Source organism: Xanthomonas massiliensis, assembly GCF_900018785.1.
GTDB classification, from domain to species: Bacteria; Pseudomonadota; Gammaproteobacteria; order Xanthomonadales; family Xanthomonadaceae; genus Xanthomonas_B; species Xanthomonas_B massiliensis.
Map to the genome: position 1 here is coordinate 1,003,382 of NZ_FCOY01000007.1, position 22,549 is coordinate 1,025,930.

The window sequence follows — 22,549 nt, forward strand, 5'->3', positions numbered from 1 at the left end:
GCGCGGTACGCCGGCGTGCTGCTGGGCCTGGCGGCACTGGACGCCCATGCCGGCAGGCGGCCTGCCGATGCCGATATCGACAAGGCCCCACCGGATAACCCACCGCGCTCGACCGGCTCAAGGGGGCCGGCCACCCGGCCCACCTGGTCGGCATCGCCGTCTCCGCATCCGAACGCGTGTCCGCGCACAGCACGTCGCCGACTGGCCAGGGCTGTGTACCGGCGAGCCGATGGCATCCGTGCCCGGCATGGTCGCCACCCCGCATGCCGCGGCGGCAAGGCCAACCGGTATTTCCTGCGTGGCTTCAACCTGGACCAAGGCGGCGACTTCGCCACCCGCATCGATGCCGTGCCGGTCAACATGCCCTCCCACGGTTGCGGCCATACCGACCTCGACTTCCTCGTTTCCGAACTGGTCGAGAAAAAGCCCGCACTGGCGCAAGGGCACCTACGATGTGGGACGTCGGTGACTTTCTAGGTTCGGCCGCTTTCGACCTCGCCGACCCGCTCGATGCCGGCCTGCCGGAAACCAGCGTCGGCAGCCATGGATTTCAGGCGCAGGATGCCGGCCGATTCGTGACAGATGGCGGGCCACGAGCTGCATCCACTGCCGGCATGCCTCGCGCCTGCCCGGCGAACCCGACGAAGGCGTCGATGGCGATCATTTCCATCCTGGCTCGTCGCGCGCGGTCCGCCGAACCTTCGTTGGACACCTGTAGTCAGGACACGCCCGCAGTGATGGCTGCGCACGCTGGCGGCAGGAATCGAGGCCGCACCTGCAGGGCCGCGGCGCGATCGGGCTCTCGGTGGAATGCCTCGTGCCCGGCGTGCATTCCCGCAATGCGGCTCCCTGTGCAGCCGGCCACCGTCTTCGCGGCGGCGATGTCGATGCTTCTTGCGGCACACGTGCACCGGACCGGGACACGCTCGCGACCGGCACGAGGCCGTGGGCGCCCGTTTCGCACGGAATGGTTCGCCATCCGGTGATGCCGGTGCCATTGGCGATCTTCCGCGCCGGCGTGGGTGTCGATGTCGGCACTAGCACTGGCACTGGCGCCGGTGGCCGCATGGACGCGCGGCGCGGATCGCGGGTCGCAACCGGCTTCGCACCTTTCGTCCGGCCCTTCGCCGGGCCGCCGACCCAGCCCGGCGATGCCGGGGGACACGCGCCCGGTGCCGTCGTATCGCACCCCTCGGCCACGGCGGATCCGGTCGGCCCACCATGGCGGGACTGCACCGGCCAGGCGGGCCGGCGTACGCAGGTCGCGACCGGCCTCGCACCTTTCGTCCGGCACTTCGCCGGGCCGCCAGCCCAGCCCGGCGATGCCGGGGGACGCGCGCCCGGCACCGTCGTATCGCCCCCCCTCGGCCACGGCGGATCCGGTCGGCCCGCCGTGCCGGCACTGCATCGAGCCAGGCAGGCCGGCGTACGCGGGTCGCAACCAGCCTCGCACCTTTCGTCCGGCACTTCGCCGGGCCGCCGCCCCAGCCCGGCGATGCCGGGGGACACGCGCCCAGTGCCGTCGTATCGCACCCCCTCGGCCACGGCGGATCCGGTCGGCCCGCCGTGCCGGCACTGCACCGGGCCCGGCGGGCCAATGCAGTGCCGGTCCTCAGAACGTGTAGGTGGCGCGCAGGTAGTAGTAGCCGCCGACGTTCGAGACCGGCCCGGTGTTGTCGTAGGCGTATCCGTACTGCGCCAGGGTCGCCGCGCTGGTGGCCCAGGCCGGGATCCTGTCCGGCTTGGTATCGAACAGGTCGTTGGCGCCGACGTCGATGCTCAGGTGGTCGCCGAACTCGCGGCCGAGGCTCAGGTCGGTCACCGCCACGGAACCGACCTTGTAGGGCACCGTGCCGATGCGCTGCAGCGGGCCATACAGCGTCTCCTTCAGGTTCGCGTGCCAGGCCTCGAGGTTCCAGCCGACGCTGGCGATGAACTTGCGTTTCGGCGCCAGGTCCAGCAGGCGGTTGATCGTCGAGGCGCCGAGCAGGCTGATGTTCGGGAATTCCTGCAGCGCCTCGGACAGCGGCGCCTGGCGGGTCAGCCGGTTGGTGTTGAAGTTGGCCGCGAAGGTGTAGCGGAAGTTCCCCAGCGCGGTGTCGCGCTGGTAGGCGGTGGCATTGATGTCCACGCCGCGGGTACGCAGGTCGCCGACGTTGGTGAGGTAGCTGATGAAGTAGCCGGTCTGCATGATGCCCGGATCGACGCCGAACGAGGCCAGCCGTCCGGTCACGTAGGCGATCTGCGCCGCGCTCAGCACGTTGCCGTTGGCGTCCGTGCCGGTGCTGGTGTTGACCCCTACGGTCGGCGACGAGCCGAGCTGGTCGCGCACGTCGATCTGGTAGGCGTCCACCGTCACGTCCAGCCAGTCGGCCGGATCCCACACCAGGCCCACGCTGTAGTTGCGCGCCTTCTCCGCCCGCAGCGGCGTCGCGCCCAGGGCCTGGCCGATGGCCGACGCCGGCCGCACGACCGCGTAGGTCGCGCCCTGGCGGTCGTTGGTGTTGGTGTAGGACTGGGTCACCAGGCTCGGGGCCTTGAAGCCGCTGCTGACCGAGCCGCGCAGGGCGAACGCGGGTGTGAAGTCGAAGCGCGTGGCCAGGCCGAAGTTCGGCACGCCGCCAAAGTCGGAGTACTTCTGGAAGCGCGCGGAGGCATCCAGTTCCCAGCGCGCGGTCGGGCGCGAGGACAGGCCGAGGTAGGCCGCCTCGTTGTGGCGCCCGGTGCGCGCCTGGTCCTCGGGCTTGTTGCCGACCTCCGAGGCCGCGCCCACGCCGTAGTACGAATCCGGGTCGCCCGGCAGGTAGCGGTACTGGTCGTTCTCGTACTCCAGGCCGAAGGCCAGCTCGAGCGGGCGCGCCCAGCCGATGTCGAACGCGCGCCTGAAATCCAGGTTGTTGTTCAACTGGCGGTAGCCGATGTGGCCGTCGTAGAAATCGGTCGGCCCGCCCGGGTAGTCCAGCGAGAAGTTCAGCGAATGCAGGGTGTAGGTGTTGACGTCGTCCCGGCTGTAGGTGGTGGAGAAGTTCCAGTCCCAGCCGGCCGCCACGCCGCGGGCGCCGGCGTTGAGCGTCCAGTCGTTCTCGATCGCCGCCTCCCAGGGCGTGAAGCCGTCCGGGTACAGCGCCAGCGCGCCCGGGTTGCTGGTCCATACGGTGTAGGCGGTGCGGAAGTTCTCCGCGGACTGGGCCTTGCGGTGGGCGAAGGTGGCGAATCCGTAGAACTGCAGGCCGGGGCTGGCGTCGTAGCCGAAGTTGGCCGCGAAGGTCTGCAGCGTGTAGGGGTTGATGCCCTGGTTGATCCACGGCCGGTTGTCGCGCGTGGCTTCCTTCGGGTTCGGCGAGGCGCCGGCGGGCAGCGCGTTGTTGGTCCCCAGCGCCTGGTAGGCGCCGGTCGCATCGTTGATCGCCGGATAGGTCAGGTAGGTCGGCGCCAGCGCCGCGGTGGTGACGGCGATGTTCTGGCGGATGGATTCCAGCGAGAGGTTCGCCCAGCCGCCATGGCCGAAGCCGAACCCGTAGTTGGCGCGCACGATTCCCCGGCTGCCGTCGCCCTGGTAGGCCTGCCCGCCCTCGACCGACACCGACCCGCCCTGCGCGTCCTTCTTCAGGATGATGTTGATGACCCCGGCGACGGCATCGGCCCCGTACAGCGACGAGGCGCCGTCGCGCAGCACTTCGATGTGGTCGATCGCGGTGATCGGGATCAGCGACAGGTCCACGTAGACGTCGCCGGCGTAGTTGCCCGCGTACACCGCGGTGCTGTTGCGGCGCACGCCGTTGACCAGCACCAGCGTGTACGCCGGGGACAGGTTGCGCAGCTGCGCGCCGCGGATGATGCTGCCCAGGTCCGGCTGGATGTTGGTCGGCAGGTTGAACGAGGGCAGCAGCGTCTGCAGCGCCTCGAGCAGGTTGGCCTTGCCGGCATCGACGATGTCCTGCGCCTCCAGCACGGTGATCGGCGCCGCGCTCTCGCGTGCCTTGCGGTTCTCGGTCCGGGTGCCGGTGACGACGACCTGGTCGAGCGTGGCGGTGCCGTGCCTGTCGTCCTTGCGCTCGGCCGCCTCTTCGGCCGATCCGGCCGCCTGCGCCGGGCAGGCCAGCACGGCCGAGACGGCCAGGGCCAGCGGGGCAACTAGCTTGCGGATCGGGTATGGATGCATCGTTCTTCGTCCGGTGTGGGCCGGCCGGATTCTCGCGGCGGCGCAATCCTCCACACCAATAAGGGCGCTGCATGAGCTGATGCGGCATCAGCTCATCCCCACCTGCTCCGTACCGATGACGAGCCGCGTGCGTGCCGCGCGTTTCGCCGGCGCGAAACGGCGCAGGTGCAGGAGCGCGATGATGCGCACGAAGATGCGCGGCGGGTCGCCCGTTGGGCGGTTTTCGAGCCACCCGATCGGCCGGCGGGCACAGCGCGCGGCGCGGCGATCGCTTCGCCGGGCCTTGCCCCCGGCAATCCGGAACACGGCACGGGCATCGCGGGCCTGTCGGACCCAGCCGGGCGGCATCTCGCCCGATACCGCGGACGAATGTCGCGGGAGGTTCCGGCGCACGCCACTGGTCGAAGCCGGCTCGCCCACCGGCTACGCGTCAGGTTCCGCTGCGGCGAACGCGTCCATCCGTCATGGCGAGGACGGACGCATCCGGTGCGGCCTGCGATTGGACTCCGGCGAGGCAGGCCGCAACGAGGGCCACGCGGAACGGGGGCGTGCCCGCCACGGTGCGGGCACCCGCTCCCTCGCCCCGGCCCGACCTCAGGCGGCCGAGGCGGTCGCGCCCGCGGGAGCCACGAGCGCGACAGCCGCTTCGGTCGTCAGCAGGCGGAAGGTAAAGCTCTCCTGCAGGTACAGCTCGACCTCGGTCTCGGAGTGGCCCAGGTAGCCGATGGACAGGTCCTGGCCGATATCCAGCTCGAAGTCGCCACCGCGCGTGGTCAGCACCAGGCCGCCGGCGATGGCCGGGGCCCAGACGATCTCGCCGTCGACGAGGCGCTGGATGTGCTGGACGACCGGATAGCCTTCCTCGCTGCCGCCGCTGATCGCGGTATAGGTATCGGCGCCCAGCACCAGTTTGTACGGTCCTTCGACGCCGGCCAGACGCAAGCGGTTGACCGCCTGCGCCACCGCGGCGGGGTAGCCCATCGCGGCGGCCGGCAGCGTCAGGGCGGGGTTGCTGGCGCCGGGGCGGATGCCGCCGATGCCCGCAGCCGCATAGCCGTCGAAGACCGCGCGGTCCTCGGCGTAGGCGATCTTGCGCGCGGCGTCCTTCAGCGGCTGCCAGTCCGAGTCCAGGGAGCCGCGCTCCACGTCGTCGATCGCCTGCCGCGACAGCGTGAACGGGATGCGCAGCTCCACCACCGCGTTCGCCGCGCGCCGTACGGCCTGCACGCCCTCGCCCGGGCCCTCGATCTTCTCGACGTGGCCGGTGCCGACCGCTGCGAGCGTCGGCCCCTTCGGCTCGGGCACATCGACCACGCGGCGCGCCGCCAGGTAGCGCTTGAGGGTGCGGGTGGCCTCCTCGTCGATCTGTGCCCACGCCGCCGTGGAGATGGGGGCGAGTTCGCGATGCAGGTTATTCATGGGGAGCCTCATTCTTCAGGGAGCCAATGCGCAGCGAACCGTCCGGCGAAGACGCCCGCGGTTCCGGTCCGGCCTTGCCTGCACTGGCGTCGGGGGAAACGGTCGATGCAGGCGTGGCCTGCGGCGCGACATCGTCGAGGAACGTGGAGGATGGCACGAAGAACAGCGATCCGGTCACCGCACGGCTGACGTCGAGCAGCCGGTCGTAGTTGCCGGGCGGCTTGCCGATGAACATGTTCTCCAGCATCTGCTCCGTGCGCGCCGGCGAGCGCGCGTAGCCGATGAAGTAGGTGCCGAACTCGCCCTTGCCGACATCGCCGAACGGCATGTTGTCGCGCACGATGTCCAGCTCCTCGCCGTCTTCCTCGATGGTGGTGAGGACGTTGTGCGCGAAGCTGGGCTTGGCCGCATCGTCCAGCTCGATGTCCGAGAGCTTCTCCCGGCCGACGATCTTCTCCTGCTGCTCGACCGGGATCGCGTTCCACTTGCCGAGGTCGTGCAGGTACTTCTGCACGATCACGTAGCTGCCGCCGGCGAAGGCGGCGTCTTCCTCGCCGACCAGGGTGGCGTCGATGGCGGCCTGCGCCACCGGGTTCTCGGTCCCGTCGACGAAGCCCAGCAGGTCGCGGTCGTCGAAATACTTGAAGCCCTGCACCGAGTCGGCCACCGAGACGGCGCCCTCGAGCCGCGCCATGATCCGCGAGGCCAGCTCGAAACACAGGTCCATGCGCGCGGCACGGATGTGGAACAGCAGGTCGCCGGGCGTGGCCGGGGCATGGTGGACCCCGGCCAGTTCACGGAACGGATGCAGATCCTTCGGCCGCGGCGCGCCGAACAGGCGGTCCCAGGCCTGGGAACCGATGCCCGTCACGCAGGACAGTCCGCCATCGAGCGCCCGGAAGCCGACGCCCCGGACCAGCGAGGAAAGGTCGGCGCACAGCCCGCGCACGGTGGCTTCGGCGTCCGCGCCGGCATCGATCGTCACCACCAGGAAGATGGCGGCGCGCGTCAGCCGGGCATCGACGGCTTGTGGCAGTGGGGAAGACAAACCAGTTCCTCGGTAACAGCGCGACGATGCTGGGATGAAACCCCTGCCAGGTCAAGGAACGGGGACGGCCGACGAGCAGAACCGCCCTTTCGGGAGATGAGGAGGGAGGGGCCCTGGACCCTTGCGGTCCAGGGCCGAACGGGAGCGAATCCGGATAGACGGCAACGATTCCGCGATTCGCCCGCATGGGCCGGCCCGGCTGGCCCAGGCCTTGCCTCGGTGCGCGCAATGCGCCGGGCCGCTCAGTCGCCGGGGTAGTGGCCCGCGGCGATGTCCTCCAGCAGCGTCGCCTGCCGCGGCTCCCAACCCAGCAGCGCACGCGTGCGTGCGCTGGAGGCCGGCGCGTCGGCGGCGAAGAACATGCCCAGCCAGCCGAAGTGCAGCTGCGCGCGTTCGGGCGGGATCGATTCCACCGGCACGCCCAGGAAGCGGCCCAGCGCGACCGCGATGTCGCGCGTGGCGATGCCCTCTTCGGCCACCGCGTGCAGCACGCTGCCCGGGGGCGCCTTGTCGATGGCCAGCTGCACCAGCTTGGCGGCATCGAGCCGGTGCACCGCCGGCCAGCGGTTGCGGCCCTCGCCGATGTAGCCCGAGACGCCCTTCTCGCGCGCGATGCGCGCCAGCACCGCGACGAAGCCGTGGTCGCCGCCGGCGCCATGCACCGTCGGGGCGAAACGCACCACCATCGAGCGGATGCCGCGCTCGGCCAGGCCCAGCGTGTAGGCCGCGTTGGCGGTGCGCGGATGGCTCTGCGCCTGCGGCATGTCGGCCTCGGTGCCCACGCGCCCCGGCGCCAATCCCACCGTGCCGCCGGCGATCAGCAGCGGGCCGCCCGTGCCCTGCAGCACGTCGGCGAACGCCTCGATGGCGGCGCGGTCGGTCTGCGCCGCGGCCGCCATCTGCGAGAAGTCGTGGTTGTAGCCCAGATGCACGACGCCCTCGGCCTGCGCCGCGGCACTGCGCAGGCTGGCCGGATCGTCCAGGCTGCCGCGCACCGCCTCGGCGCCCAGCGCGGCGATCCGCTCGGCGGACGCGTCGCTGCGGGCCAGGCCGAGGACGTGGTGTCCGGCGGCCATGAGTTCCTTGACGCTGGCCGAGCCGATCCAGCCCGAGGCGCCGGTGACGAGAATGCGCATGCCTGCTCCAGTGATGTCATCGAGTGACTTCACTATACGCCTATGATGTCACTCAGTGTCAACACTCAGGGGAACGCATGGCTCGCTGGAAGCCCGATGCCGAGAGCCGCTTCCGCGCCGCGGCGCTCGAACTGTTCGCGGAGATCGGCTACGAGCAGACCACCGTGGCCGCCATCGCCGAGCGCGCGGGGCTGACCGCGCGCACGTTCTTCCGTTATTTCAGCGACAAGCGCGAAGTGCTGTTCAACGGCTCCGAGCGGCTGCAGCGGACGATGGTCGACGCGCTGGCCCAGGCCCCGGCCGGGGCGTCAGCGGTGGAGGCGGTCGCCACCGCCCTGGTCCGCGCCGGCGACTTCTTCGACGACGAACGCCGCCCCTACGCGCGCCTGCGCAGCACCGTGATCGCGGCCAACGCGGAGCTGCGCGAGCGCGAGCTGATCAAGCTGGCCACGCTGTCGGCCGCGCTTGCGCAGGCGCTGCGCGAGCGCGGCGTCGGCGAACCGGACGCGAGTCTCGTTGCGGAAGTTGGCATCGTCGTGTTCCGGATCGCGTTCGCGCAATGGGTCGGCGAATCCGAGCGACGCAGCTACGACGAGATCGTGAGCGGATCGCTGGCGCGGCTGCGGGCGCTCGCGGCCTGAGTCGCCCCGGCACGGCCGGAACATCCCGGGCGCAGGTCATGCCATGAGCCTCGTGGCGGGACCGGCGCTCACCAGTTGGCCGCCGCATGCCAGGCCTGCGTTCGCGGAAAAGCATTCCGGCCCGGTTTCGCTCTAGCCGGCGATGCCGTCGAGTTCGGTCACCACCTCGGCCGGCAGCACCAGGTCGGCCGCGGCCAGGTTCTCGCGCAGGTGCGCCACCGACGAGGTGCCGGGGATCAGCAGCAGGTTGGGCGAACGCTGCAGCAGCCAGGCCAGCGCCACCTGCATCGGCGTGGCGCCGAGGCGGCCGGCCGCCGCCGAAAGCACCGACGACTGCAGCGGCGAGAATCCGCCCAGCGGGAAGAACGGCACGTAGGCGATGCCGTCGCGGGCAAGGGCGTCGATCAGCGCCTCGTCCTGGCGATGGGCGATGTTGTACATGTTCTGCACGCACACGATCTCGGTGATGGCGCGCGCCTCGGCCACCTGCGCGGCGGTGACGTTGCTCACACCGATGTGCCGCACCAGTCCCTGCCGGCGCAGCTCGGCCAGCGCCTGCACCTGTTCGGCGATCGGGCCCTCGGTGGGTCCGTCCATCTTGAACATGATGCGCAGGTTGACCACGTCCAGCGCGTCCAGGCCGAGGTGGCGCAGGTTGTCGTGCACCGCCTGCACCAGGTCCTGCGGCGCATACGCCGGCAGCCACGACCCGTCCTCGCCGCGGCGGGCGCCGATCTTGGTGACCAGGGTCAGCCCGTCCGGGTACGGATGCAGCGCCTCGCGGATCAGCTGGTTGGTCACGTGCGGACCGTAGAAATCGCTGGTGTCGATATGGTCCACGCCCAGCGCGACCGCCTCGCGCAGCACCGCCAGGGCGGCGCCGCGATCCCTCGGCGGCCCGAACACACCGGGGCCCGCCAGTTGCATGGCGCCGTAGCCCAGCCGCTTCACGGTGCGGCCGCCGAGGGCGAAGCTGCCCGCCTTGTCGATGCTCGTCATGTCGTCGCGCTCCACTGTAGTTGTGTCCGTCCACGATATGAAGGATTCTTCAGGTTGTGAATTCGCATTCGGTGCGCCGCATGGCAATCGCCCTGACTCCCCGCAAATCGCCGGTGCAGGCCCGCTCGGCCGCGACCGTCGAGGCGCTGCACATCGCGGTGATTCAGGTTTTGACCGCCGAGGGCCTGAGCCGCTGCACCACCACCCGCGTGGCCGAGCGCGCCGGCATCTCGGTCGGCAGCCTCTACCAGTACTACCCGAACCGCGATGCGCTGCTGGCCGCGGTGCTCGAGCAGCACCTGGAGGGCATCGCCGTGGCGGTCGAGCGGGTCTGCGACGAACACCGCGGTCAGCCGGTGGCCGCGATGGCCGCGGCGCTGGTGCATGCGTTCCTGGCCGCCAAGCTGCGCGACCCGCAGGAGTCGAAGGCGCTGTACGCGGTAGCGGCCGAACGCGGCGGCCCGGCGCTGGTGGCGCGGGTCAACGCGCGTCTGCTGGCGGCGGTCGCCGCGATGCTGGGCAGCGCATCCGACGCCCGCTTCGATGCACCGCACATGGCCGCCGCCACCGCACTCGGTGCGCTGGTCGGGCCGGTGCGCGCCGTGGTCGAGGGCCTCGCCCCGGCCGGCTTCGAACGCTGCCTGGAAGCCCAGCTGGTGCGCCTGCTGGACGCCTACCTGCATACGTACCACCTGCACGCCTAGCGTTGCCACGTCCTCTCATCGAGCCAGGACGACAGGCAGCGTGCACTTCCCCGCTGCGCCCGGCTCGCCTCGGCTTGGCCCTCGTCCTTGAATGCCGATGCGCGGCGGCGACTTGTCGCCGCCGCTGGACCCAGGCGCCGGCGCGTATCGCCCACTTCCGGCTATCGGGGCCTATCGGAATGGGCGCCGTGGCCGGGCCGCGTCAGGCCGCCACACGCCAGGCTTGCGTAGGTGGAAAGTGCATCCTGGCCCCGAGGCGCTGGCCTGGAAATCGCAGATGCCTGGTTCCCGGCGAACCCGGGACGATCGCCGTGCCATCACTGGCGGCACTGAACTTCATGCCGCCGCCAATGCCTTACCTATGGGGGCCAGCCTCAGATCGCCTGGCCGCCGGAGACCTCGATCCGCTGCGCGTTGACCCAGCGGTTGGCCTCGCCGAGCAGGCTGGCGATCATCGGCCCGATGTCGTCGGGCACGCCGACGCGGCCCAGCGCGGTGATGCTGGCGATGTGCTGGTTGATCTGCGGGTTGTCGCGCACCGCGCCGCCGCCGAAGTCGGTTTCGATCGCGCCCGGCGCCACCGTGTTGACGGCGATGCCCCGGCTGCCCAGCTCCTTGGCGAGGTAGACGGTCAGCACTTCGACCGCGGCCTTGGCCGACGCGTACGCCGCGTAACCGGGATAGGCGAAGCGGGTCAACCCGCTGGACAGGTTGACGATCCGGCCACCGTCGGCGAGCAACGGCAACAGTGCCTGGGTCAGGAAGAACACGCCCTTGAAATGCACGTTCACCAGGCGATCGAACTGCGCCTCGGTGGTGTCGGCGAACGGCGCCATGTCGCCATGGCCGGCGTTGTTGACCAGATGGTCGAAGCGATCGCGCTGCCAGGTGTCCGCCAGCGCGGCACGCACCCGCTCGACGAAGGCCGGGAAGGCGGACACCTCGCTGGTATCCAGCTGCAGGGCGGCCGCCTTGCGGCCCAGTGCCTGGATCTCGGCGACGACGGCGTGCGCCTCCTCGGCATTGCTGCGGTAGGTCAGCAGCACGTCGCCGCCGGCGCGCGCGACATGGAGGGCGGTATTGCGGCCCAGGCCGCGGCTGGCGCCGGTGATCAGAGTGATGGTGGACATGTCGGGTTCCTTTTCCAGGGTGTGGGAAGCGGCGGACAGGATCGGCCGCGCGCCGGCCGGCAGGTTGCCGGAACCTCGCCAGCTCTTGCCCGATCCTCCACGCCGTCTCTGCGCCAACCGCCGAAGCGCTACGCTGGCCGCATGACCGACTTGCTCGATGCTGTCCGCCGCCACGCCGATACCCATGCCCATGCCGACCACCCCGTGGCCATACCCACGGCGATCCCGGGACTGATGGTGGTGCGTGCCGCCGTCCCCAGCGCCCTGATGCACGACCTGCAGCGGCCGATGGCCTGCCTGGTACTGCAGGGAGCCAAGCGCGTGACCATGGGCACGCGGGTGTTCGACTTCGCGGCCGGCGATTCGCTGCTGGTCACCGCCGACGTGCCCACCATCGGCCAGGTCACCCGCGCCAGCCTCGCCCAGCCGTACTACTCGCTGGTGCTGGAACTGGACCCGGCGGTGATCACCGACCTGGTCGCGCAGATGGCGCCGGATGCCGTCGCCGACCCGACCCCGGTGCGCGTGGATCCCACCGAGCACGAAACCGCCGATGCCGCACTGCGGCTGATGAAACTGCTCGACCGGCCCGCATCGCTGCCGGTGCTGCAGGCGCAGCTGGTGCGCGAGATGCACTACTGGCTGCTGGCCGGCCGGCACGGCGACGCCATCCGCAAGCTGGGCTGGCCCGAGGGCCCCGTCCAGCGCATCACGCGCGCAGTGAAACTGCTGCGCCGCGACTACGCCCAGCCGATCCCGATCGAACGGCTGGCCGCCGAAGCCGGCATGAGCGTCTCGTCCCTCCACCAGCACTTCAAGGCCATCACCTCGCTGTCGCCGTTGCAGTTCCAGAAGCACCTGCGCCTGCTCGAAGCGCGCCGGCTGATGCAATCCCACGGCAGCAACGCCAGCACTGCCGCCTACGCCGTCGGCTACCAGAGCGTGCCGCAGTTCACCCGCGAATACGGGCGCCTGTTCGGCCGCCCGCCCGTGGCGGATACCCGTGCGGCAATGGCGAAAACGGAGGTTGGAGCCGAGTTATAGGGAGGTTCTGCTCCGAACCACTCCCGTTACTCCGGGGGACATTGCTCCATCGCCTCATCGATGCCCTCGACCGGAAACTAGCGAGGAGCTGTAGTCAAAGACGAGGCCTTGAGCTTCGCCTGTGAGAAGTTAACTCTGACCCCGTTTTTGGCTTCGCGGTCGGGGACGCCTTGCAGGTGACGGCCGGGCATGGGCTGTTGCTGATCAGTCGCAGCAAGTAGTTGTCCCGACATTTCCATAGGTCAGGCAGTCGAATTAAACGGCGCCGGCGCGTGACGCTCGGCGCCGCCCCTACGGCGCGGTAAAAAAGTGAACGCTGCCCCTGTTTCGGTGTCGAGCCGTCGGCAAGACCATCGGGGCGCCAGCCTTCCTGTGCGGCCATGCCGATGAAGCCGGCGTCCGTCGCGCCTTCAGGCGCGCCGGCGGCAAGGCGCCGGGCGCATACCGGGGCAAATCGGCGAAGGAAGCCGGTTACCGAAGGCGGGCACCCGCCGGAAGGCCGCCGCGCGCGCACCGCCCTGCGGCGATGCGTGCGGGCCGCCCGCCGTCACCCGGCAATCAACAGGCTCACGTCGATGTTGCCGCGCGTGGCGTTGGAGTACGGACAGACGATGTGGGCCTGCTCGACCAGCGCCTGCAGCACGTCGCGGGCGATGCCCGGCGCGGCGATGCTCAGCTGCGCCTGGATGCCAAAACCGGTGGGAATCTGGCCGATGCCGACCTGCCCGGTGACGGTGGTGGCGGCCGGCAAGGCGACCTTCTGCTTGGCGGCCACGAACTTCAGTGCGCCGAGGAAGCAGGCCGAGTAGCCGGCGGCGAACAGCTGCTCCGGGTTCGTGCCTGGGCCGCCCGCACCGCCCAGCTCGCGCGGGGTGGACAGCTGGACGTCGAGCACCTTGTCGGACGAAGTGGCGTGGCCTTCACGGCCGCCCGTGGCGGTGGCCGTGGCGGTATAGAGGATCTTTTCGATGGACATGGCAGAGGTTCCTTGGAGATGGGCGTGTTGCGGGCGGACATCGCCCGGCGAGTGGCACTTTGCCCGCCGCGCCAAGACTTTTTGTCGCATAGAATCCTGAAAACTTGATCTGGAGTACGGGCTATGGTCGATCGGCTGCAGGCGTTGATGGGGCACTTCCCGGTGCGCGCGCAGGTGTTCAATGCCGGCCCGCTGTGCGGGATCAACACCCTCGACGGCGATGGCCGGCACGGCCAGCTGCACCTGGTGCGGCGCGGCCCGGTGGAGGTCCGCTACGGCAAGACCTCGCTGCACATCCGGCGCCCCAGCCTGCTGCTGTTCCCGCGGCCGCTGGGCCACCGCTTCGTCACCGACCCGGTGCGCGGCGCGGACATGGTGTGCGCGCATCTGGATTTCGAAGGCGGCCCGCACAACCCCGTCGCCGCCGCCCTGCCGGAGGCGGCCTGCGTGCCGCTGGACGACATCGGCGGTGCGGAACCGGTGCTGGCCCTGCTGTTCGAGGAGGCGTTCGGGCAGCGCTGCGGGCGCATGGCCGTGGTGGAGCGCCTGTTCGAAGTGGTGATGATCCAGCTGCTGCGCCAGCTGATGGAGAGCGGCGAGACGAAGGGCAGCATGCTGGCCGGCCTGTCGCACCCGCGCCTGCGCAACGCGCTGGTGGCCATGCACGAGGCACCCGCCCGGCCGTGGACCCTGGACGGCCTGGCCGCCGTGGCCGGCATGTCGCGCAGCGTGTTTGCCGCCACCTTCCGCGCCACGCTCGGCACCACGCCCGGGCACTACCTGCAGGGCTGGCGCGTGCAGCTTGCGCAGAAGGCCCTGCAGCGCGGCCGCCCGCTGAAGGCCGTTGCCGCCGAAACCGGCTACGGCAGCGAAGCCGCCCTCTCCCGCGCGTTCAAGGCCCACACCGGCCAATCCCCGCGCGCGTGGAAACGCGGCCTGCCGGCCACGATGCCCTGAGCACGACGGACGCGAACCATCGGCTCCGCCACGCTGTCCGAATGCCCACACCGCTTCATTCCGGCCAGCTTGTCGGCACGCGCCGCATCCGCTTGCCGACAATGGGCTGACAAGCCCCGTTGCCCGCACTAATGTCCCCCTACGAGGATTTCGCGAGCCGCCTGCGGCAGATGCTGGACCGCGCCCCTTTCGTGCCAGGCCTCGGAAGAACGAGCGCCCTGGCGCACCGCTACGCGGTATCGCGCGAGACAGCCCGCAAATGGCTCACCGGCCTCGCATTGCCCGAGCTGCCGCGCATCATCGAGCTGGCCCGGGACTTCGACGCCAGCTTCGAATGGCTCGCCACCGGCCGCGGGCACGTCAACCTGAGCGTGAAGGAACCCTCCGCCACCTACCGGCGCCTCACCGAAAGCGAGAGCCGCATGCTCGACGCCTTCCACAACCTGTCCGAGGACAAGCGGCAGTTGCTGGTGGAGTTTCTGTCCTAGGCCACCTCCTCGACCCGTCTCCGGTTCACCGGCCGCACTACGCCGGATTGAGGCATTGTTCCATCGGAACCGGTGGAACCTGGGCCAGAGACGAACTCCTTGAACCTCGTCCGTAGAGCGAACCCTGGCCCAAGTTTCTTGGTGATTTGCGCGCAGTCAGCACCGCGCCGCTGACTCCCCCATCAGCCGGGCCGGCTGCCTGCCGCGTACCCGGGCGCGCTCGGATCGACGGTCACCACCAACTCGCCTTCGCGTACGACGAGGCGCAGCTTGCTGCCGATGGCGAAGCCCAACCGTTCCAGCCAGTACCCACGCAGGCGCAGCGTGGGCACGCGCTGCGCGCTGGTGGCGTAGTAGCCGTAGCCAACGGTGCAGTGCTGCGGCGGACGCGGGCGGTGCGGCTTGCGTGGCGTGCGAACGCGCTCGGCAACTTCGAGCGCAGCAACCTGATCGGCCGTGGGCATCGGTGTGGGCGGCGGTTCGACATAGGCCCAGGTCAGATCGTGGGGCGGCGCGTGCTTGCACGGCGTGGGAGTGATTCTGAATTTCGGTTTACGCATGGCAAAGCCCTCCTGCAGACAGAAAGTCGTTGTTCGATCAGCCGCGCGAGGCGTGCGGCTGGCTGTCGTGCGACTCGCTGGCGGGCGGTGGCGAGCGATGGGGCTTCGATTCAAGCCGCTGCTCGCCGACCTGATCGACAAGACTGCGCGCCGTGCGGGCGGCTTCGTACATGACACCGCCGAGTGTCGGCAGGGTCTTTTCGTCCAGCAGCACGGAACGCCCGAGCGACATGACGTCGCTCACAGCGATGAGCGTGGCGATCGTGCGGTCGAGCGCGTCGATCTGGTCGAGCGTGATACCGAAGGCGAAATGGGCGTGGGACAGCGGCGCGGATTGCGCAGACGTGGCTTGGGTTTCGTGGGACATGGTGGACTCCTGTTTGATGGAGTCCGTCACCCCTGACGCCAATCAGAGGTGGCGGACGGTGCGGGTTGGCGTACCGGCAACAGGCATCCGGCGCCCCGAAGGGCCCACGCACCGCCCGCCATAGAACTGGCAGGTACACGCCGCACCGATACTGGGCATGAAAAAAGCGCCGAGCTTCGGTGAGGGCGCTGATGCGCCTATTGGTCGGGACGCCAATCCCGGTCGCCGGATTGACGGCGACGAGCTAGAGATACTGCGCGAGAAAAGCGGAGTCAAGGGCAGAGTTTCCACCCGGATGACAAATCCTCGTCCCGGGACTATGGTTGCCCAAGGAACGGGGGTTCTGGCATGAGACGCAGCACGGAAAGTAAAGAACTCGGCGCACTGACAATCCTTCTGAGATCGGTTGTGCTCGCTGTCGGTACAGCCAACCTCACAGCAAGAATTTACGACCTCATTGTGGCGGCTTTCCCACCATGGCGGAATGCTGGCGCAAGACTTCACCCAATAATCGGGCGCCACGCTCCCCCTTGGCGTGGATGACGTTGGCCATCTGCTCCATGCCAGAGTTATTTATATTTGCGCAAGAGATGCCGCAGGCTAGAACTACTGATCGACGAAGTTTTCCGCCATAGCAAAAATTAATTAATTCTCAATAATCCAAAAAGGCAGCTAAATAATGTCTGAATTCTCTTACACAACTGTTCCAGGAAAGATTAAGCCGCTTCTCGAAAAGATTCGTAGCGTCGGAATTCCCAAAAAAGCAACGGTTCAATGGCTAAAAACAATCGGATTTACTTCAAGTAATGATAAAACTTTGCTTGGAATTCTAAAAACAGTGTCCCTAATAGATGCAAGTGGAATACCGACCTCAACTTGGTCAGCTTATCGGGGGGCGAGCCATCGTGCAGTCCTTGGACAAACAATTCAAACCGGATATGCAGAACTCTTTGCAGTTTACGCAGATGCGTGGGATCGTCCAAACAGCGAACTTGAGCATGTCTTCGCAACCAGCACCAGTGCCGGGAAACAGGTGGTTTCGAAGACTGTAGCCTCTTTTAAAGCACTTTGCGAATGCGCAGATTTCAAATCTGCTCCTGGCCACGATTCACAATCAGTGCAAACTACAACACCGCTGCATGCTCCTGTTTCTGAGATAGCGGAAACTCCCCAGGGAGACACAAGCAAGAGAACAAGTCCTTCCATCCATATCGACCTACAAATCCATGTATCTCCTGAAGCATCGTCAGATCAAATAGATCAAATTTTTAGAAGTATGGCCAAGCATCTCTATGGCGCCAAGGATACGCCATGACATCCACGCTCATTAATTTTCTCAATGCAGCAAAAGCTATAGATCAAGATATTAGAGTTCAACTTGGCCCTCCAGAGGAAGGCCTCATATCGGACACTCACAGAGTTATTCCTCGACCCCTTATTCGAGGAACTCGGGGGTACATAGAGAAGGTTGCTAATCAAGCTAATGGCTGTTACGAAAACGGGTGGTATGACGCTTGTGCGGTAATGCTTCGAAGACTAATTGAAACCCTCATAATTGAGTCATTCGAAAAGCACGCCATATCCAGCAAAATAAAAAACTCTTCGGGGGATTTTTTTTATCTCAGGGATTTAATCACAAAAACCATCTCCGAACAGTCTTGGAACCTAAGTCGAAACTGTAAGCAGGCACTCCCAAAACTAAAAGACATCGGAGATAAATCCGCACATAGCCGCCGATATGTTGCGCAACGAGGCGACATCGACCCACTTTTGGGCGAAATCCGCCTCGTAGTTCAAGAACTACTGTTCCTCAGCGGGTTAAAGTGAACAAAGCGAGGCAGTTAAGATAACGGAGTCAGGTTCGCTTTTTTGCGATCCGACCAACTTCATCGGTCGATCAGTCCAACGGCCACTTGCGCACCGGCAGCGACGAGCATCAGCACGTACCGATCAAGGAAAGACATTACGGAGGGCCTGCGCTGCAAACCATTTCATGCAGAAGACGAATCTCCCATCGCAACCTGCCGGCGATGCTTGATCGAAGCATTCGATCAACAACTCAGTCAGCACGCGCACCTTGCGGCTGGGGTGCGGGCCGGGTGGACGGATGACATAGATGCCGGCCGGCAGCGGGAAAACAGGGATCAGAGTGCACTTCCAACGCGATAGGCATCTGACACCCTGCGCCCCCAGCGCGTTGACTTCCCGTACATCCGAGATTCTTCATCCTCGCCCTGGCTTCAATATCTGGAGAGCGGGATGACAAAGTGGATGGGTGCCGTGCTGGCCGTGGCAATGCTGGTGGCCGGGTGCGCCAAGGTGGAGGGCGAGAAGTTCGTCGGCCACTGGGTCAATGTGCAGTCGCAGGACGATGTGATGGATATCGAGCGCAACGGGGAGTCCTTCATGGTGCGCAACACCACGCCGAGGTTCTTCAGCCGCAAGCCCAAGACCGAGAATTACCCGGCCATCTACAAGGATGGCGTGCTGCAGGTCTCCAACGACGGCGAGACGGTGAACTTCGCCATCGACCAGGCCACTGGCCACCTCAACACTGGCAGCGACGAGTACCAGCGCGTTCCGGCGAAGTAAGCGCGCAGCCTGCGCATGAGGTCTCCGACGGAGGCTCGCCCCGGGGCCGTCTCAGGCCGGCGCAAGCGGTCCACGCGTCGCGGTGAAGCAACGATTTTCGCCGGTGATCGGGTCCTCGAACGCCAGCGCGTGCGCGAACAGCTGCAGCGGCCTCTCCGGATCGTCCGGCCGCTGTTCCTGCAGCTGCGGGTAGAAGCGGTCGTGCAGGATCGGTGCGCCCAGCGCCGCCATGTGCACCCGCAGCTGGTGCTTGTGCCCGGTGATCGGCTGCAGCCGGTAGGTCCAGGTGTCCTCGCCGCGGGCGACCACGTCGATCACGGTTTCGCTGTTCGGCTCGCCCGCAGCCTCGCGCATGCGGAAGAACGGTTCGCCCGGCTCCAGGCGGCTGCGGCGCACATGCGGGAACGCCAGTCCCGGCAATGGCGGCGCAAGCGCCAGGTAGTGCTTGCGGATGCGCCGCTCGCGGAACAGCGCCTGGTAGCGGCCGCGGCTGGTCGGGTCGGCGGAGAACAGCACCAACCCGGCGGTCTCCCGGTCGATGCGGTGCAGCGGCACGAGCGACGGGTTGTCCAGTCGCCGCACCAGCCGCGTCAGCAGCGTCTCGCGCACGTAGGCGCCGGTGGGCGCCACCGGCAGGAAGTGCGGCTTACACGCCACGACCAGGTGCGCGTCGGCATGCACCACGATTTCGGCGAAGGGGATGGCCAGCTCGTCCGCCACCTCGCGGAAGTAGTGGATCTCGGCGCCGCGCCGGTAGGGAGCCGCGGCGTCGAGCGGGCGCCCGTCCGCGTCCAGCACGCGCCCCCGCTCGAAGCGTTCGCGCCACGTACCCGCGTCCACGCCCGGGAAGCGTGCACACAGCGCTTCCAGCACCGTTGCCCAGGGCCCTGGGGGCAGTTGGAGGCGACTGGCGGGGATGCCGTCGCGTGTGGGGCGTACGTAACCGCGGTCAGTGTGCATTCGTCGGGCGGACGCGCAGGCGATTGGCGAGCATTGTCCGAGTATGGGTGCCCGAAAGAAGGCAAGGCCAGTCGCATGCGTCGATCTGCAAGCGAACCACCGTGCCATGCCTCGCGACTCAGGGTGGCTTGCGAACTGCACCAGGGAGGATCGTTCGCGGTCAGGCGGCCAATCGCTTGATGCGCGCAGGCAGATCGCCGAGCGCACGGTGGGCTTCTTCCAGCTCGTAGTCGGCCTGCAGGCCCAGCCAGAAGCGCTCGGTCGTGCCCAGTGCCGCGGCCAGGCGGACGGCGGTGTCGGCGGTGACGCCACGTTTGCCCAGCACGATCTCGTTGATGCGGCGCGGCGGCACGCCGGTGGCGCGGGCAAGCGCGTTCTGGCTGATGCCCAGCGGTTCGAGGAACTCCTCGAGCAGCACTTCGCCGGGATGGATGTTGGGCAGGGGGGCCATGGGGGATGCCTCGGGTTCAGTGGTAATCGACGATTTCGACCTCGGAGACATCGCCTTCCCTCCATCGGAAGCAGATGCGCCATTGGTCGTTGATCCGGATGCTGTACTGGCCACGCCGGTCGCCCTTGAGCGCTTCCAGCCAATTGGCTGGCGGGACGCGCAGATCATCAAGGTTGGCGGCGGCGTTGAGCATGCGCAGCTTGCGCCGGGCAACCGGCTGGATGTCAGCCGGCAACCTGCGCGAACGTTCGCCCAGCCAGATCTTCTCGGCTTCCTTGTCGACAAAGCTCCTGATCACCAACAAACCATAACGACAGTCGTCATATAACGCAATCCGTTATGACGCACTGTTCGGGCATCGGTCAGAACAGCGAGCCCTGCATGGGCACGGCAACTTCGGCCGGCGCATCGTCGATGGGCTGCGCCGTCTCCGCGCCCAACCGCCATGCCAAGCCCGAGATCCGCGCCGCATGCCGCGCCAGCGCGGCACGCAGCACCGGCTCGCTGGCGGCCAGGTGCAACGCGCGGCGGGCGCGGGTGAGGCCGGTGTAGACCAGTTCGCGGCTGAGGACGCGGGCGTCGCGGGTGGGCAGTTGCAGCCAGACTTCGTCGAATTCGCTGCCCTGGGCCTTGTGCACGGTCATGGCGAAGGCGCTCTCGTGCGCGGGTAGCGCGGCGGGGTGGAAGCCGCGGACCTGGCCGTCGCCCTCGCCTTCGAACCAGGCGACCAGGGCGCCGCTTTCGTCCCTTAGACAAATGCCGACGTCGCCGTTGAACAGGCCGTGGCGGTAGCTGTTCTCGGTGATCAGCAGCAGGCGGCCGTGGAACCAGGGCGAAGCGGCGCCGAGGCGGCGGGCGCCGCTGCCGCTCTCGGCCAGCAGTTGCTCGATGCGGGCGTTGAGGCCACGCGCGCCCTGCGGGCCGTTGCGCACGGCGGTGAGCAGGCGCACGCGGCCGGCGTCGCGCAGGGCGGCGGCCGGGTCTTCGGCGGCGGCCAGCGCACGCCAGTGTGCGAGCAAGGGTTCGCGGCGGGCCTGCAGGGGATCGTCGATGTCCTGGTGGAAGTGCACGCCGGCCAGTTCGCCGCTGCGCAGCAGGGCGAGGCTGCGTTCGGCGTCGCCGGCGCGCACGGCGTCGGCCAGCGGGGCGAGTTCGAAGCCCTGGGCCTGGCGGTAGCCGCGCAGCAGGTGCACGCGGTGGCCGGCCAGGCCGCCGCCGCGGGTGTCGGTGGGCCGGCTGCCGCCGGGCACGCCGCCGAGCAGCGGCTGCAGGGCCTGCGCGTCGTCGGGCTGCAGGGCATCGCCGGGGCCGGCGGCCTGCAGGATGGCGGCGAGCACGTCGCCGGCCTCGACCGAGGGCAGCTGGTCGGCGTCGCCGAGCAGGATCAGCTGGGTACCGTCGGCCACGGCTTCCACCAGCTTGCACATCAGCGGCAGGTCCACCATCGAGGCTTCGTCGACGACGATCAGGTCGAACGGCAGCGGGTTGTCGGCGTTGTGGCGGAAGTTGGGCGCGTCGGGGATCACGCCGAGCAGGCGGTGCAGGGTGCTGGCGCCGGTGGGGAGCGGGAGGGGCCAGGTGTCCTCTTCCGCGCGTTGGGCGCCCTCACCCGCCTTTGCGTGCCGCTCCTGCGGCACGCCCTTCGGGCCGGCTTCGCCGTTCGCTTCGGCATCCTGCCTTTGCAGCCGGGCACCCTCTTCCGCAAGCGGGGGAGGGGCGGCTTGCGCGATGGGCATCGACAGGCCGTCGGCCAGGGCGCGGGCCACGGCGATGCGCAGGCTCTCGGCCATGCGCTCGGCGGCGCGGCCGGTGGGCGCGGCCAGGGCGATGCGCGGCGCCGGATTGCCGGCCAGCTGCGCCTGGGCGATGCGCAGCAGCAGCAGGCGGGCGATGGTGGTGGTCTTGCCGGTGCCGGGGCCGCCGGTGACCAGCAGCAGGGCGCGGCGCAGGGCGAGTGCGGCGGCCCGGGCCTGGCGGTCGGGGGTTTGCTGGTCGGCGGGTTGGTCGGGAAGGCCTCGGCCCTCACCCGCCCTTATGTGCCGCTCCTGCGGTTCGCCCTTCGGGCCGGCTGCGCCGTTCGCTTCGACATCGGACTTTTGCGGCGAGGCGCCCTCGCCCTCACCCTCCCCCGGATCAAGTCCAGGGCGGGTTCTTCGGGCACCCTCTCCTGCGAGCGGGAGAGGGGAAGCAGGGACTGCCGCTGCGTCATTGGGAAACAGCTGCGCGAACAGCGGGGCCAGCGGGGCGACGTCGAAGGCCGGCAGGGGTTGCGCGGCAAGGCGGCGCAGGCCCTGCGCCAGGCGACGCTCGTATTCGCGGTAGCGGCGCAGGTAGAGCAGGCCGTGTTCGAGCACCAGCGGGCGGTCAGGGGCGGCGGGATCTTCCGGCTCGGGCTGGGCGACCCAGCGTGAAGCGGCCAGGGCGCGCTGCCAGTCGGTCGGGTCGGGCAAGGCCGGGGCCGGGTCGTCGCGGGTGTCCAGCAGCACGCCGGCGCGCGCCGGGTCGAGGCCGGCGTGGCCGCTGGCCACGGCGAGCGAGGCCAGGGCGGCGCCGGCCAGTACCTCGGCGCCGGTGTCCGGGGCCAGGCGCTGCAGGGTCTGGGCGAAGGCGAGGTCGAGCGTGCGCAGGGCGCCGCTGCGCTGGAGGGCGTCGAACGGGTTCATGGGCGAGGCTCCCGACACGCACTTGGTGCCGCGGTCCTGGGTTGCCGGCGAAGGCAGGTGGCGGCGGCATCGAGGCTGCGGACGACGATGACGTGTCCTGCCCCCAGGGAGAACCGAGCCTGCCCGGCTGCGACTTGCCCGGGAACGGTCCAGCCGAGCGGACCGGACGCGGAAGCCGCCCTGGCGACGACGAGGCATTGGCGGGAAGGCCCGTTGCCGCCCTGGCGGCTCCGGTCAGGACCCGGCTGCGGC

Annotated in this window: 23 protein-coding genes; 9 read left to right on the plus strand and 14 right to left on the minus strand. The window is 68.5% G+C overall.

Annotation, left to right across the window (positions count from 1 at the left end):
- Positions 1–15 precede the first annotated feature (15 nt).
- Positions 16–477, plus strand: a complete 462-nt coding sequence (locus BN3794_RS16485) for a hypothetical protein (protein WP_147675797.1) — start codon at positions 16–18, stop codon at positions 475–477.
- Between the two features lie 1,135 nt (positions 478–1,612).
- Here BN3794_RS16485 and BN3794_RS14590 read toward each other — a convergent pair.
- The 5 genes from BN3794_RS14590 to BN3794_RS14610 all read right to left on the minus strand — a co-directional run bounded on the left by BN3794_RS14590 (position 1,613) and on the right by BN3794_RS14610 (position 7,765).
- Positions 1,613–4,162 carry a TonB-dependent receptor plug domain-containing protein gene (locus BN3794_RS14590; protein ID WP_066098443.1) on the minus strand — a complete coding sequence of 850 codons (2,550 nt, stop codon included), beginning with the start codon at positions 4,160–4,162 and terminating at the stop codon, positions 1,613–1,615.
- An 87-nt stretch (positions 4,163–4,249) separates the two neighbouring features.
- Complete coding sequence (locus BN3794_RS14595; RefSeq protein WP_147675798.1) at positions 4,250–4,468, minus strand: hypothetical protein; 219 nt, start codon at positions 4,466–4,468, stop codon at positions 4,250–4,252.
- A gap of 288 nt (positions 4,469–4,756) precedes the next feature.
- Positions 4,757–5,581: a family 1 encapsulin nanocompartment shell protein gene (locus BN3794_RS14600; RefSeq protein WP_066098447.1), complete on the minus strand. Its 825-nt coding sequence runs from the start codon at positions 5,579–5,581 to the stop codon at positions 4,757–4,759.
- Positions 5,574–6,629 carry a Dyp-type peroxidase gene (locus BN3794_RS14605; RefSeq protein ID WP_066098449.1) on the minus strand — a complete coding sequence of 352 codons (1,056 nt, stop codon included), beginning with the start codon at positions 6,627–6,629 and terminating at the stop codon, positions 5,574–5,576. Before BN3794_RS14605 ends, BN3794_RS14600 begins: the two co-directional genes overlap by 8 nt.
- A 242-nt stretch (positions 6,630–6,871) precedes the next feature.
- Positions 6,872–7,765 (minus strand): SDR family oxidoreductase, encoded by an 894-nt coding sequence (locus BN3794_RS14610; RefSeq protein ID WP_066098451.1) that lies wholly within the window; start codon positions 7,763–7,765, stop codon positions 6,872–6,874.
- Between the two features lie 77 nt (positions 7,766–7,842).
- On the opposite strand from BN3794_RS14610, the gene BN3794_RS14615 reads away from it, so the two are divergent.
- Positions 7,843–8,406 carry a TetR family transcriptional regulator gene (locus BN3794_RS14615; RefSeq protein WP_066098453.1) on the plus strand — a complete coding sequence of 188 codons (564 nt, stop codon included), beginning with the start codon at positions 7,843–7,845 and terminating at the stop codon, positions 8,404–8,406.
- Between the two features lie 132 nt (positions 8,407–8,538).
- Here the strand turns inward: BN3794_RS14615 and BN3794_RS14620 are convergent, their stop codons facing one another.
- Positions 8,539–9,405, minus strand: coding sequence for an aldo/keto reductase family oxidoreductase (locus BN3794_RS14620; protein WP_066098943.1), 867 nt, complete (start codon positions 9,403–9,405; stop codon positions 8,539–8,541).
- A gap of 80 nt (positions 9,406–9,485) precedes the next feature.
- Here BN3794_RS14620 and BN3794_RS14625 point away from each other — a divergent pair, with 80 nt between their 5' ends.
- Positions 9,486–10,109 (plus strand): TetR/AcrR family transcriptional regulator, encoded by a 624-nt coding sequence (locus BN3794_RS14625; RefSeq protein ID WP_078059828.1) that lies wholly within the window; start codon positions 9,486–9,488, stop codon positions 10,107–10,109.
- A gap of 374 nt (positions 10,110–10,483) precedes the next feature.
- On the opposite strand, the gene BN3794_RS14630 is transcribed toward BN3794_RS14625, so the two are convergent.
- Positions 10,484–11,239 carry an SDR family NAD(P)-dependent oxidoreductase gene (locus BN3794_RS14630; protein WP_066098454.1) on the minus strand — a complete coding sequence of 252 codons (756 nt, stop codon included), beginning with the start codon at positions 11,237–11,239 and terminating at the stop codon, positions 10,484–10,486.
- A gap of 141 nt (positions 11,240–11,380) precedes the next feature.
- On the opposite strand from BN3794_RS14630, the gene BN3794_RS14635 reads away from it, so the two are divergent.
- Positions 11,381–12,283 carry an AraC family transcriptional regulator gene (locus BN3794_RS14635; protein WP_066098456.1) on the plus strand — a complete coding sequence of 301 codons (903 nt, stop codon included), beginning with the start codon at positions 11,381–11,383 and terminating at the stop codon, positions 12,281–12,283.
- Between the two features lie 547 nt (positions 12,284–12,830).
- Here BN3794_RS14635 and BN3794_RS14640 read toward each other — a convergent pair.
- A complete protein-coding gene (locus tag BN3794_RS14640; RefSeq protein WP_066098458.1) occupies positions 12,831–13,259 on the minus strand; it encodes an organic hydroperoxide resistance protein in 429 nt (142 codons plus the stop codon).
- A 123-nt stretch (positions 13,260–13,382) separates the two neighbouring features.
- Between BN3794_RS14640 and BN3794_RS14645 the strand changes: the two genes are divergently transcribed.
- Both BN3794_RS14645 and BN3794_RS14650 read left to right on the plus strand, forming a co-directional pair.
- Positions 13,383–14,216, plus strand: a complete 834-nt coding sequence (locus BN3794_RS14645) for an AraC family transcriptional regulator (protein WP_066098460.1) — start codon at positions 13,383–13,385, stop codon at positions 14,214–14,216.
- 131 nt (positions 14,217–14,347) lie between these two features.
- Positions 14,348–14,704 (plus strand): helix-turn-helix domain-containing protein, encoded by a 357-nt coding sequence (locus BN3794_RS14650; RefSeq protein ID WP_066098462.1) that lies wholly within the window; start codon positions 14,348–14,350, stop codon positions 14,702–14,704.
- A gap of 182 nt (positions 14,705–14,886) precedes the next feature.
- Here the strand turns inward: BN3794_RS14650 and BN3794_RS14655 are convergent, their stop codons facing one another.
- Both BN3794_RS14655 and BN3794_RS14660 read right to left on the minus strand, forming a co-directional pair.
- A complete protein-coding gene (locus BN3794_RS14655; RefSeq protein ID WP_066098463.1) occupies positions 14,887–15,264 on the minus strand; it encodes a SymE family type I addiction module toxin in 378 nt (125 codons plus the stop codon).
- Between the two features lie 37 nt (positions 15,265–15,301).
- Positions 15,302–15,631 (minus strand): hypothetical protein, encoded by a 330-nt coding sequence (locus BN3794_RS14660; protein ID WP_187128069.1) that lies wholly within the window; start codon positions 15,629–15,631, stop codon positions 15,302–15,304.
- Between the two features lie 679 nt (positions 15,632–16,310).
- On the opposite strand from BN3794_RS14660, the gene BN3794_RS16490 reads away from it, so the two are divergent.
- The 3 genes from BN3794_RS16490 (at position 16,311) to BN3794_RS14665 (ending at position 18,223) form a co-directional block, all read left to right on the plus strand.
- The gene (locus tag BN3794_RS16490) at positions 16,311–16,946 is read left to right on the plus strand and encodes a DUF5343 domain-containing protein (RefSeq protein ID WP_147675799.1); all 636 of its coding nucleotides are present in this window, start codon (positions 16,311–16,313) and stop codon (positions 16,944–16,946) included.
- The gene (locus BN3794_RS16075; RefSeq protein ID WP_078059785.1) at positions 16,943–17,458 is read left to right on the plus strand and encodes a DUF4145 domain-containing protein; all 516 of its coding nucleotides are present in this window, start codon (positions 16,943–16,945) and stop codon (positions 17,456–17,458) included. The genes BN3794_RS16490 and BN3794_RS16075 overlap by 4 nt, the downstream gene beginning before the upstream one ends.
- A 432-nt stretch (positions 17,459–17,890) precedes the next feature.
- On the plus strand, positions 17,891–18,223 hold the full coding sequence (locus tag BN3794_RS14665) for a hypothetical protein (RefSeq protein ID WP_066098465.1): 333 nt from the start codon (positions 17,891–17,893) through the stop codon (positions 18,221–18,223).
- A 51-nt stretch (positions 18,224–18,274) separates the two neighbouring features.
- On the opposite strand, the gene BN3794_RS14670 is transcribed toward BN3794_RS14665, so the two are convergent.
- From BN3794_RS14670 to recD, 4 genes are all read right to left on the minus strand, one after another.
- Positions 18,275–19,183, minus strand: a complete 909-nt coding sequence (locus BN3794_RS14670; protein WP_066098469.1) for a pseudouridine synthase — start codon at positions 19,181–19,183, stop codon at positions 18,275–18,277.
- A gap of 160 nt (positions 19,184–19,343) precedes the next feature.
- Entirely contained in the window at positions 19,344–19,634 is a 291-nt protein-coding gene (locus tag BN3794_RS14675; protein ID WP_066098471.1) for a HigA family addiction module antitoxin, read from the minus strand.
- Positions 19,635–19,650: 16 nt separating this feature from the next.
- Positions 19,651–19,932, minus strand: a complete 282-nt coding sequence (locus BN3794_RS14680) for a type II toxin-antitoxin system RelE/ParE family toxin (protein WP_066098949.1) — start codon at positions 19,930–19,932, stop codon at positions 19,651–19,653.
- Between the two features lie 64 nt (positions 19,933–19,996).
- The gene (gene recD, locus BN3794_RS14685) at positions 19,997–22,297 is read right to left on the minus strand and encodes an exodeoxyribonuclease V subunit alpha (protein WP_066098473.1); all 2,301 of its coding nucleotides are present in this window, start codon (positions 22,295–22,297) and stop codon (positions 19,997–19,999) included.
- Between the last annotated feature and the right edge of the window lie 252 nt (positions 22,298–22,549).